At 41.1% G+C, this 13,136-nt stretch carries 7 protein-coding genes; all 7 read left to right on the top strand.

Features of this window, described 5'->3' with window-relative positions; genetic code table 11:
- The first annotated feature begins 21 nt into the window (after window positions 1–21).
- The 7 genes from IFO69_RS00970 to IFO69_RS00940 all read left to right on the top strand — a co-directional run bounded on the left by IFO69_RS00970 (window position 22) and on the right by IFO69_RS00940 (window position 12,821).
- A complete protein-coding gene (locus IFO69_RS00970; RefSeq protein WP_192007085.1) occupies window positions 22–1,047 on the top strand; it encodes a FecR family protein in 1,026 nt (341 codons plus the stop codon).
- A gap of 154 nt (window positions 1,048–1,201) precedes the next feature.
- Window positions 1,202–4,630 carry a SusC/RagA family TonB-linked outer membrane protein gene (locus tag IFO69_RS00965; protein WP_225443944.1) on the top strand — a complete coding sequence of 1,143 codons (3,429 nt, stop codon included), beginning with the start codon at window positions 1,202–1,204 and terminating at the stop codon, window positions 4,628–4,630.
- Window positions 4,631–4,641: 11 nt separating this feature from the next.
- Window positions 4,642–6,699, top strand: a complete 2,058-nt coding sequence (locus IFO69_RS00960; protein ID WP_192007084.1) for a RagB/SusD family nutrient uptake outer membrane protein — start codon at window positions 4,642–4,644, stop codon at window positions 6,697–6,699.
- 16 nt (window positions 6,700–6,715) lie between these two features.
- Complete coding sequence (locus IFO69_RS00955; RefSeq protein ID WP_192007083.1) at window positions 6,716–7,699, top strand: DUF4973 domain-containing protein; 984 nt, start codon at window positions 6,716–6,718, stop codon at window positions 7,697–7,699.
- A gap of 74 nt (window positions 7,700–7,773) precedes the next feature.
- Complete coding sequence (locus IFO69_RS00950) at window positions 7,774–9,246, top strand: IPT/TIG domain-containing protein (protein ID WP_192007082.1); 1,473 nt, start codon at window positions 7,774–7,776, stop codon at window positions 9,244–9,246.
- Between the two features lie 207 nt (window positions 9,247–9,453).
- Window positions 9,454–11,919, top strand: coding sequence for a glutaminase family protein (locus IFO69_RS00945; protein WP_192007081.1), 2,466 nt, complete (start codon window positions 9,454–9,456; stop codon window positions 11,917–11,919).
- A gap of 209 nt (window positions 11,920–12,128) precedes the next feature.
- Complete coding sequence (locus IFO69_RS00940; protein ID WP_192007080.1) at window positions 12,129–12,821, top strand: basic secretory protein-like protein; 693 nt, start codon at window positions 12,129–12,131, stop codon at window positions 12,819–12,821.
- The last annotated feature ends 315 nt before the right edge of the window (window positions 12,822–13,136 follow it).

Raw genomic sequence — 13,136 nt, 5'->3', positions numbered from 1 at the left:
TCCTTTTGTAATACAATACAAATGGATAGAGAAAAGCAAATTCGAGATTTTCATAATGGTACCTTGTCCAAGGAAGAAGCCGAGGAATTTTTGGAGTGGTACACTTCAGATGAAGGAGAAGCCTACATGTCCCATAAGCTTGAGCAAAACTGGAAAATTAAAGCTGACATTAAAAGAGAGGATCCTTGGGATCAGGATACCCTATTTAAAAGAATATTCAAGGATCCAAAAATATTAACTCAGGAAAAGAGAGGAAGTCAGAGACCATTAATATTATATTGGAATAATAGCTCCGCTTTTAGAGTTGCGGCAAGCTTGCTGTTTCTTTTTGCGATTAGCTTTTTGTTTTATCAGTATTTCAATCAACAGGAGTTAGGGAATGATCTTGGAAGCTCAACAGATTGGATAGTAAAATGTAACCCAGCGGGTCAGAAGTCAAGATTTATTTTGCCTGATGGTAGTAAGATTTTTTTAAATGCACAGAGTACGCTGAAATACTCCAAAGACTTCAAAACCAATAGGAACATAGTGCTTGAAGGAGAAGCATATTTTGAGGTATTTCCTGATAAGGAGCACCCTTTTAGGGTTAGTAGCAAAGAACTGACCACAACTGCTTTGGGCACAGCATTTAATATCAAAGCTTTTAAAAATTCTCCAGAGATAGAAGTAGTACTTACGCATGGTAAAATAAAAGTGGAAGCGGGGAAAAGTGATTTTGAAGAAGTGCTTTTTCCTGGTCAGGGGGTGATCAGTGAAAGTGGTGATGGAAACTTCCGAAAGGAGCAAATGGATGTGGAGAAAGTGATTTACTGGAAGGATGGAATTCTATATTTCAGTGATACCCACTTTGAGGAAGTGCTTAAAACTTTGGAACGCTGGTATGATGTGAAAATCAGTGTAACAGGTAATTATGACAAAGACTTTCTGTGTTCAGGAACATTTGATAAAAATGAGTACCTGAATAATGTGCTGGATATTCTGGGGCATTCCATTGGGTTCGAGTACAAGATAGATAAGAAAAAAGTAGACTTAAAATTCCACCCTTAATTAATCATTGCCTATGAGAGAAAGAGACTAAGAAAAGAGTCCGGGAAAGTGCTGGAACACTCCCCCGGACAAAAAATCAATCAAACTAAAGGCAGTATATGGACTGGAACTCCCACTGCCCTTATCATCTATGTTCAATTGATATACCCAAAATATGAAACAAAATTTAACCCGAAAAATTATTATGGTCTCAAAATATGCAGGCTACTGCTTTATTTTCCTGACCCTGACCATGAGCTCGGTACTGGCGGGTAGCTCATCTGCCCAAGTAAAGAGTGTCGAGGACGTATTTATACAGCTGCCCAGTGGCCAAAAGACTTTAGGAGAAGCCTTACATCAGATAGAGGAAAATACGGCTTTCCATTTCTTTTACACTGACAGAAATATAGACAAAACACAGTTAGTAACTATTTCAAATCAAAAGTTAACAGTGGCCCAACATTTAAAAGAGATGGCTCTGAGTCTTGGTTTGGAATTTAGGCAAGTTAATAACAGCATAAGCGTCAAGAAAATCAAGGATAAGGGCTCGGTTGTACCTGAGTTGTCAACAGTAATATTCAAGGAAGTTACCGGAGTGGTCACCGATGAAGAAGGAGTGCCTCTTCCTGGAGCCTCGGTTTTAGTAGAAGGTGAACCTAATAGAGGAACAGTGACGGATATTGACGGAACGTATTCTATTGATGTGGTGGAGGGCAATGTGTTGATTTTTAGTTATATCGGTTTTAATTCCAAAAAGATTGTAATCGGTAATCAAAGCCAAATCAATGTAGTGTTAGAGGTCAATGCAGAATCATTGGAAGAAGTGGTTGTGGTTGGTTTTGGTGAGCAGAAAAAGATATCGCTGACAGGAGCGGTTTCCACGGTGGATACGGAGGACCTGAAATCAAACCCAACATCAAGCTTGTCCAATGCACTGGCGGGAAATGTGCCCGGTGTTTTAGGAATGATGCAGTCAGGGCAACCTGGCAAGAATATCTCTGAATTCTGGATTCGGGGTATTTCTACTTTTGGAGGTGGCACAAACCCTCTTGTATTGGTTGATAATATTGAGCGGAATCTTAACGAGCTCAACATTGAGGATATCAAATCCATCACCGTTTTGAAAGATGCTGCTGAAACCGCAATGTACGGTTCAAGAGGAGCAAATGGAGTGATATTGATCACCACCAAACGCGGTAGTGCCGGAAAGATTGATATAAACTTCAAGGATGAATTTATTTACAATACCAGAACCATTACGCCTGAATTTGAGGATGGAGTAACTTACGCGAACCTGTTAAATGAGTCGCGAATTACCCGAAATCACGCACCGATTTATCAGCCAGAAGAGTTGGAAATTTTGCGTTTAGGTTTGGATCCCGATTTATACCCTAATGTAGACTGGCAAGACCTGTTACTAAGGGAAGGGGCTATGACCTACCGTGCCAACCTGAATATGAGTGGTGGTGGGCCAACCTCTCGGTATTATGCATCGGCCAGTTATATAGATGAAGGCGGCATGTACGAGATTGATGAATCATTGAAGAATGACTATAATACCAACGCTAATTATAAACGTTGGAATTATCGGCTTAATGCAGATTTTAATATCACCGAAACTACAGAAGTGAAAGTGGGGGTGGCAGGTTCACTCAGTAAGCGAAACAGCCCTGGATTGGGAGATGTTGATTTTTGGGGTTCACTTTTTGGTTATTCTCCCATACGCACACCGATAACTTATTCTAACGGATATGTGCCGGCAATAGGCACTGGGAATCAGACAAACCCTTGGGTAATGGCTACCCAAACTGGGTTTAATGAAAACTGGGTGAATAATGTTCAAACTAACGTTACTGTTGAACAAGATTTTGGATTCATTACAGAAGGCCTCCGTTTTAGAGGAATTATTGGTTATGATACACAAAACAGTAATAACATCCAGCGACGTAAATGGCCTGAGCAATGGCAGGCTGCCCGAGCACGCGATGTAAATGGGGATTTGGTTTTTACCCACATTTCTGATCCTAGTGAAATGCAACAGTCAAGTACTTCTTCTGGAAATAGGCTGGAGTTTTATGATTTGATGTTCAATTACGACATAAGTGTTGGAGATCATAATCTTGGTGCAGCAGCTCGCTTAACCCGCGATTCATTCGTACAAACGGTTAATCTAGGTGGGGATATTAAAAATGGTATAGCCAGAAGGAACCAAGCCCTTGCTGGACGCTTACTTTATAACTGGAAATATCGCTATTTTGTGAATTTTAATTTTGGGTACACTGGCTCTGAGAACTTTGCTCCAGGGGAGCAGTATGGCTTTTTTCCTGCTATCTCATTTGCTTGGAACTTGGCAGATGAGGACTTTATCAGAAACAATGTGGCCTGGCTGGATTTGTTGAAAATTCGGTACTCTTATGGAAAAGCAGGTAATGATCAGCTGATGGGAGGGGAGCGTTTTCCTTATTTGTACACCATTTCAGAGATTTTTGATGATAATGGCGACCCTGCTGGTGGTTATCAATGGGCTGATTATGGCTTTGACAGGTATTATGGTGGAATGATGTATTCGCAAGTGGCTTCACCTTATGTGACTTGGGAGGTGGCCACAAAGCAAAATCTTGGTTTCGATTTAGAAACTAGCCACATCACTGCCAACTTGGATTTCTTTGATGAAAAGCGTACGGGGATTTATATGGAAAGGCAGTTTTTGCCAGCTATGGTGGGACTGGAAAGCACACCGCGAGCTAATGTAGGAGTTGTGAAGTCCCGTGGTTTTGATGGCCGCTTAAAGTATATCCAGCAAGTAGGTGCGGTCACCCTGACAGCCAGAAGTAATATCACCTACAGCAAGAATGAAATCATAGAAAAAGATGAGGAGAACAACGTGTATGCCTATCAAAATGAGGAAGGTTTTCGTGTTGGACAGTCTAAGGGCTTGGTAGCCTTAGGCCTGTTTGAAGATTATGATGACATCAGGAACAGCCCTACCCAAACTTTTGGAACTTACCAACCTGGAGATATAAAATACAAAGATGTCAACGGTGATGGTGTCATAGATGATGGAGACCGCGTTGCGATTGGTGCGACTAGAAGGCCCAACTTGATTTATGGAATAGGAGCTTCTGCTAACTGGAGAGGATTTAGCCTGGGGGTACATTTTCAAGGAGCGGGTAAGTCCACTTTTTCTACCTTTGGAAAAACAGTGTTTGCTTTTAGCGAAGGAGAATGGGGGCAGGTCATGAAAGGAGTGATGGGAGATAATCGATGGATATCTGCTGATATATCTGAGGATCCTTCCACAGAAAATCCCAATGCTTCTTATCCTCGATTAAGCTTTGGGGATAATCCAAATAATTTTAGAGAATCCACTTTTTGGTTACGAGATGGTCGGTATCTCCGCCTCAAAACTGTAGATATTGGATATAGCCTTCCCCAGTCATTGACCAGGAAAATTAAGGCCGATAATATCCGCGTATTTTTGGTGGGTACGAACCTATTTACTTGGTCAAAATTCAAACTATGGGATCCTGAGTTAGCAACTCCTCGAGGAGAGGATTACCCTCCTGCTAAATCAATCACATTGGGAATTAGTGTTAATCTGTAATCTAAAAAGTGATGAATAACAAAACATTATATACAGTTCTATTTCTTGTATTCGGATCAGTGTTGGCTTTTTCATGTAACAATGATTACCTCGATTCTAGCCAATATTTTAAGGACCGTCTTACGGAGGAAAAGGTATTTCAAAGTAAAGTATATTCGGAAGAGTGGTTAGCCAATGTGTTTGAAGAATTAAGAGGCATCAATGCTGATGTAGCCAGTAAAGGTATCACACCTCATAATTTTGCTGATGGAATGTACTATGGTGACCGGGATAAAGATTTCGATCCATCCAAAAACGAGTTATCATATAATATGTTTAAAATGGGCCAATATACCGAAGGTGACAAGCAAGGCTCATGGACTCAGTGTTATCGGGGTATTCGGAACGCATCGACCTTCATACATAACATCTATATGAATACGGAAATGTCTGCAGATGAAATAGAAGACTATAAAGGTCAGGCCCGTTTTGCAAGAGCGTATTTGTATTGGCTGTTACTTCGTAAATATGGGCCCATTCCCTTGTTGCCTGATGAAGGACTTGATTACACTCAAAGCTATGACGAGTTGGCAGTTCCAAGGAGTACTTACGAAGATTGTGCGGAGTTTATTAGCAGTGAAATGTTGCTTGCTGCCCAAGAAATGGAAGTTCGTGGAATGACCCGGGGACAGGAAAGTTCCGCTCGACCTACTGTAGGGGCAGCATTGGCCACAAGAGCCAAAGTATTGCTTTATGCAGCCAGTCCACTAGCAAACGGTAATGCATCCAGTTTTGCCACTAGGTTGGTAGATGACGAAGGTAGACAGCTGCTGTCTTCTGACTATCAAGAGGAGAAATGGGCAAAAGCTGCTGCTGCAGCTAGAGATGTAATGGAACTTGGCGTTTATGAACTTTATGCAGTACCTCTTCAGGAGACAGGGGAGGATGCTACAGTAGTTCCGCCTGATGATCATAATTTTTCGGAAAAAACATGGCCAGCAGGCTGGGCCGATATTGACCCTGCCAAGTCATATGCCCAAGTGTTCGACGGGACCTTGCCTGCGTCAGGAAATCCCGAATTGATTTTTACTCGAGGTAATAACCAAGACGGAGAAAGCATTAGGGCGATGGTTGCTCACCAGTTGCCTAGATCATCAACAGGCTGGAATACCCATGGATTGACACAAAAGCTGGTTGATGCCTATTATATGAACGATGGTTCTGATGTACCCGGAAGAGATAAGGAAATAGGTCGAGGGGATGGCTCGGAACGTGTAAGTGGCTATGTAAGTCAAGAGGACTATGATAATGGCAAATACCGACCTTTGAGACCAGGGGTTTCTTTGCAGTATGCCCATCGTGAACCTCGGTTTTATGCTTCTGTGGCTTTTAATGGTAGTTTTTGGTCATTACTTAATGAGTCACAGGAAAGAAACCGGAATCAACAGGTGTTTTACTATCGTGATAATCCCAAAGGTAATGGATTCAATTCATCCAATGCCTACTGGTTGCGGACGGGCTTTGGTGTAAAGAAATTTGTCCATCCCAATGATACCTATGAGGGCGGAAACATAGATAACATTGTGTTTAAAGCAGAGCCTGCCATCCGATATGCAGATGTTTTATTGATGTACGCAGAAGCCTTGAATGAGCTGGATGGATCATATACGGTCCCGTCTTGGAATGGAGGAAATTACACCATTTCTCGCAACATCTCGGAAATGCAAAGAGGAATTCACCCTGTTCGAATACGGGCTGGTGTCCCGGATTATCCATCAGGTGTCTATAGTGATAAAGAAGCGCTAAGAAGAAGGTTGAAGCGTGAGCGCTTTATAGAGCTTTTGGGAGAAGGCCAGCGATATTATGACTTGCGTCGTTGGATGGATGCTCCAATAGAGGAGTCATTGCCCATCTACGGCTGCAATGTACTGATGAATGAGGATGAGAGGGATCTTTTCCATCAACCAGTAGCCATTTGGGCATTGGAAACCACCTTTGCGGATAAGATGTGGTTTTGGCCGATTAGCCATACTGAGCTAAAAAGAAACAACCGGCTTACACAGAATCCAGGATGGACTTATAATGATTAACCCAAAACAAACTATCATGAATAAATCATATATGTCGTTTCTTCTACTTTCATTGCTGATCATTTGTGGTGCATGCAATGATGAATGGACTGAAGAACAATTCGAAAATTATATATCATTTAAAGCACCGCTGAATAGCGAAGGAGTGTGTGATATCTATGTCCGCTACAAAGGCGAAGAGAAAACTACTTTCCAGCAACCTTTAATTGTAAGCGGATCGACTACAAATGGTCTGGACAGAACCGTTCATGTCGCAGTAGATTCGGATACCTTGGAGGTACTGAATTATGAACACTTTCAAAATCGGGAGGATTTTTATTACAGGGAATTAAGCAGCGAATATTTTTCCATTCCTTCCACGGTGGATATCAAAGCAGGAGAGAACACTTCTTTGATGGCCATTGATTTTACCCTAAAAGATATCGATATGGTAGATAAGTGGGTGCTTCCGCTGACCATTCAGGATGATCCATCTTACAATTACATCGCTAACCCAAGGAAATACTACCGCAAAGCCATCCTGCGAATTCACCCGTTTAATGATTATTCAGGTAGCTATAGTGGGACAGCTCTTAAAACAACCATGGAGGGCTATGAGGATGAAACACCTATTGTAAAAGAAGAAATCCGCTCTTATGTGGTGGATGAAAATACGGTTTTCTTTTACGCAGGAAATATCGATGAAGACAGGCAAGACCGAAGAAACTATAAAATTTACGCGACCTTTCACAGTACGGGTGCAGTTACTTTCTATACTGATAATCCAGAAATGAAGCTACAGGTGAATAAGGATGCAAGCTTTACCATCATGGAACAGATGGACGATGTTAGGCCATACCTATTACACCGGTACATCACCATTAATAATATAGATTATCAGTTTTCAGACTATACCATGGTGCCCAATGTTGATATCAATTATAAGGTTTCAGGTTCTTTGATTTTGGAGCGTCAATTGAATACCCAGATTCCTGATGAAGACCAAGCAATAGAATGGTAGAAGCAAAACGTAGAGATACACTTGAAAGTGGGAAATACACCTGATAAGTATTGTGAATTTTAAAACTAAAAATTATGCGTTTAAATATAATATATATAAAAAGAGGCTTGTGCAATCTCTATTTGATGATGGCTTTGACAATGGGCTTTATATCTAGTTGCCAGATTGACAACCAGGACATGGTGGAACAGCCACCTTATGATTCTTCCAAACCTGTGGTGGTGTCAGATTTTACCCCTAAATCTGGCGGAGCTGGACAGCGGCTTGTAATTTATGGACAGAATTTCGGGACTGATCCTGATATCGTATCTGTATTTATCGGGGGAAAAGAAGCAAAAGTAATCAATGTAAATGGGGAGGCCCTTTATTGTCTGGTTCCTAGGCAAGCCTTTAAGGGAAATATAGAGGTCCGTGTGGGAAGAGGTGACAGTCAAGGAATTTCCAGTTCAGATAAGTTTTTTGATTATGAGCGTAAAATGGTGGTGTCGACCTTGGTGGGATACAAAAATGATAGAGGAGATGAACCTTGGAAGGATGGGAAATTCAAGTCGGAAGATGAGAGTGAGATGGCGAGTGGATTTTGGGAACCTTCATTTATGAAATTTGACCCACTTAATCCCAAGCATTTATGGGTAACCTTTGACTTTAATAACGGCCTTTACCTGATTGACCTGGAGGACAGTACTGTAACCAAAAAACGCTCGGATTTTGATAGGCCCCGCAGTATAGATTTCACGCTTGATGGACAACATATGATCATTGCAGAAGATCGTGGAGGTGAAAATGACCGCGCAACCTACCGTTTGTCCCGAGACAAAGATTGGCAGGACAGGGAAATTCTAACAAGGTACAGGCAATGTAATGGAGCATCAATTCACCCCATAAATGGAGAACTGTATTTCAACAGTTATGAGAAGGGGCAGTTTTTCCGTTTTGACCTGAACAAATATTTTGAAGAGGGCTTAGGGGACAAAGATTATGAAGCCTTGTTTGTGGTTCATGATCCAGGATGGGAGTATAAGATATTTATGCATCCTACAGGTAACTACGCCTATATTATGGTTATCAACCAACACTACATCCTCCGTGTGGACTATAACTGGGAAAAGGAGCAGTTCAACCAGCCTTATTTGGTTTGCGGACAACTTAGGGGAGCTGGCTATCAGGATGGAGTCGGATCTGATGTACGTTTGAGAAACCCTTATCAGGGCGTATTTGTAAAGAATGAAACCTATATGGATGAGGATAAGCCAGATCAATATGATTTTTATTTTACGGATCAGCAAAATCACGCTATCCGTAAATTAACGCCTGAGGGAAGTGTGACCACTTTTGCAGGAAGAGGCAGTTCTAGTATCAACCCTGATCCATGGGGCTATGTAGATGGAGACTTGAGGGAAGAAGCACGTTTTGACAGACCATCCGGGATCGCCTATAGTGAGGAAGATAAGGCATTTTACATTGGAGACCAGATGAATCATCGTATTCGAAAAATAGCCTTAGAAGAACTGGATGAGAATGAGCCAGATGCTGAAAATGAAGATTAAAATCAATATATAGTCTAAAAGGAATAGTAACTACAACTAAACCAACGGTTGATGCTGTTTAGCCAACAAGAATTCTGAGATGTCAAACCGGGCGGAGTTGAGGGAGAGTATTGATTCTTCAAATCCGCTCCTAGTGACAATTTTGTTTCTCTCATTCTGCGAAACGGTGGGGAAACCAGAGTGAAATAAACCTATTAAAACTAAAGTATGAAAAGAGTAAAAAATGTAATGGCAATGATTACCCTGGGTTTGGGTTTAGGAATAGGGCTGGAGGCAGCAGCGCAGGAAGCGCTAAGGGCTCCGGCCTATCCTTTAATTACCCATAATCCTAATTTTAGTATTTGGTCGATGAATGACCAACTCAATCAAGAATCACCAAAACATTGGACCACTGCTCATCATGGCCTTTTAGGCTTGATAAAAGTAGATGGAAAGCCCTATCGTTTTTTAGGTAAAGAAACTAAGGTGTTCAATTCAGTTCTTCCTACTAACGATCAGCGTGACTACAGTATGAGCTATACTGAAAGTGCTCCGAAATCTGGTTGGGAACAAGTAGGTTTTGATGACAGTGGCTGGGAAAAGGGGCAGGCTCCTTTTACTGATCGCCGTGATGTGGATGGCACTTTCTGGAATTCGGACGACCTTTGGTTGAGAAGAAGTTTTGACCTGAAGGACCGTGAAAACTTAGAAAAACTTTTCCTAAAAATCAGGCATGATGACAATATCAAGGTTTATCTCAATGGAGAACCAATCTATCAATTGATGGGGTTTATTCATCGCTATGATTATATAGAGATTCCTCAAAACATAAAGGAAAACCTTAAGGAAAAAGATAATGTGCTGGCAGTGCATATTAGAAATACAGGGGGTGGTAGATGGTTGGATTTAGGTCTAGCTGAAGGGGTTGTCCAGCCTGAAATGAAGCAACTTACTGCAGCTGTGCAGACAGGAGTTCATCTTTCAGCTACCCAGACTAACTATGAATTTGATTGTGGAGGTGTAGCATTGACCGTAAATTTCACTTCGCCTCTGCTATTGGATGACCTAGATCTTCTGGCAAGACCCATTTCTTATATTACCACGGAAGTCAAAAGCAAAGATGGCGAAGACCATGATGTCCAAATCGCCCTTGGTGTATCTTCGGATTTGGCTGTTCACCAGCCTAGCCAAGAAGTAGCTGCCTCTAGGTATCAGGAAGGGAAATTGGATATTATGAAAGCCGGAACTGTTGAACAAGATGTTTTAGGCAGGAAGGGTGATGATGTCCGCATTGACTGGGGGCATCTGTACGTGGCCACAGTGAAAAGCGAAAATACCCAGCATTGGTTAAATAGCGAAGGAAATATATTAAGTACTTGGGATCAAGACCATACTTCCAAAGAGGACCTGCAGTCTAGAGGAATTATGCTGAATACATCTGTGTATATGGGAAGCGTGGGATCTAAAGCGAAGGAGCAATTGTTTTTACTTGGTTATGACGAAGAGTTAGCCATCCAATACTTTGGGAAAAACCTGGCGCCATGGTGGAAAACCTCAGAAGGAGGAAGTTTTGAGGCGCTATTAGAAAAAGCAGCAGATGAATATAAAAGCATCGCTAAGCGTTGTGACGCTTTTAATAAAAAGATGTACAGGGAAACACTTAAAGCCGGCGGAGAAAAATATGCAGATATGTGCGTATTGGCTTATCGTCAGGCTATTGCTGCCCATACTTTAGTAGAAAGCCCAGGAGGAGAGTTGCTTTTTATGTCCAAAGAAAATAACAGTAATGGTTCCATCAATACGGTGGATGTCACCTATCCTTCAGCGCCTCTTTTCTTACATTATAATCCTGATTTGATGAAAGGCATGCTAAATGGAATCTTTCATTATTCCGAAAGTGGCAGATGGAAGAAACCTTTTCCTGCACATGATCTGGGAACCTACCCTATTGCCAATGGACAAACTTATGGGGAAGATATGCCTGTGGAAGAAGCTGGAAATATGTTGTTATTGACCGCTGCCATTGTGGATCAGGAACAGGATCCCGCTTATGCTAAGCAGCATTGGAAGGTTTTGACCATTTGGGCGGAGTACCTGAGGAAAAGTGGTTTTGATCCAGCCAATCAGCTGTCTACAGATGATTTTGCAGGACACCTTGCCAGAAATGCTAACCTTTCTGTTAAGGCCATTTTAGCCTTGGCTGCTTATGGAAAGATGGCTGGGATGATGGGACAAAAGGATGTAGAAGCTGATTACATCAATGAGTCCAGGGAGATGGCCCAAAAGTGGATGAAACTGGCGGATGATGGTGACCATTATTCCTTGGCTTTTGAAACACCAGGTACTTGGAGTGAAAAGTACAATTTGGTATGGGATGAAATTCTGGAGTTAAATGTATTCCCAGAGGAAGTAGCTGATAAGGAGATAGCCTATTATTTGACCAAACAGGAAAAATATGGTTTGCCACTGGACAGTAGGAAAACCTATTCCAAATCAGATTGGGTTTTTTGGACGGCTTCTTTGTCAGATAGTCAAGAGGATTTCAATGCCTTGATTGCACCGATGTGGAAATATGCCAATGAAACTCCAAATAGGGTACCGATCAGCGATTGGCATGAAACCAAAGATGCTCATGTGATGAACTTTAGGGCGAGATCTGTAGTGGGGGGGTACTTTATCAAATTGCTTTATTAGGAATTGTTCCTGATATGAAAGCATGAACTTTGAAGAAAGCGGATAAGATTAATTTAATTACTGAGTTGTTTATATATTGATTATTTTTGACTTTCAGGCTGCTCAGATTATGGGTAGCCTGCTTGCTTTTTTCTTCAATCAAACCTAAAATATAAGGGATGATAAGCTCCAAATAATTGGCTGTTTAATAATGTAACTTAAAATAAACTATGAAACTTAATCGATTCATTTTAGCAATTTGCTTTAGCAGCTTGACTTTTATAGGCCTTTATGCAAAGGGGGAAATAAAGGACAAAGAAGTGGTGAAAAAAGGCAAGTATACACTTAATTTTGTCAATCAAGATCCCAACTTGGATAAAGAGGTGAAGGAGGGATTGATCAAGACCTTTTTCAAAGTCTATCCAAAAATGGTCAAGGACTTCAATAAACTAGCAATAAAAGAGGTCACGGTAACGATCGATACAGCCTATAATGGAGTTGCTTATGCTCATGATGGAAAGATTACCATTGCCTCACAGTGGCTGGACAAAAAGCCAGGTGATTTGGATGTAATCACCCATGAAGGAATGCACTTGGTACAAGCTTATCCCGGTGGTGCTGGTCCTGGTTGGCTGACAGAAGGGATCGCAGATTATGTGCGTTATGCCTATGGTGTTGACAATGCAAGTGCAGGGTGGGCATTGCCTGACTTTGACCCTAAGCACCGTTATGACAATAGCTATAGAATTACTGCCCGCTTTCTTCTATGGATCAATCAGCACTATGATAAGAAGTTTGTACATAAGATGGACAGTCATATGAGGGAAAAAACTTACAACAAAGAACTTTGGAAGACCTATACCGGAAAAACTTTGGAGGATTTATGGAAGGAATATTCCCTAAATCCGTTGGTTGAGGTTTAGAGGTCCTTAATCGGTGACTTTAAAATTGTTTTAGGACTTGTCCAAATATGGTAAAATAAAGCTGAGTGAAATTTTAAACTAGTTATTTTACCAAGCTATTTTTTCGATATAAGTAGTGGAATAATAATGATTTTTGACATTTATTGTTGAACAAATAGCAAAACCATAGTTTTGCTGAGGATTGTATAAAGAGTTGGTATAGCGAGAAATATGGGGTTAAAATATTTTTTTATAAATATTTTAATAACTTTTGTAGCATAATCATTTTTTGGATCGTCTTGTCGTTATAAAGACAAGAAGACCTCTGAACCAACA

Origin of the sequence: Echinicola arenosa (genome assembly GCF_014841125.1) — a bacterium.
Taxonomy (GTDB): Bacteria; Bacteroidota; Bacteroidia; order Cytophagales; family Cyclobacteriaceae; genus Echinicola; species Echinicola arenosa.
Note: the sequence above shows the minus strand (reverse complement) of the source record. Positions and strands in the feature narration are given on the sequence as shown.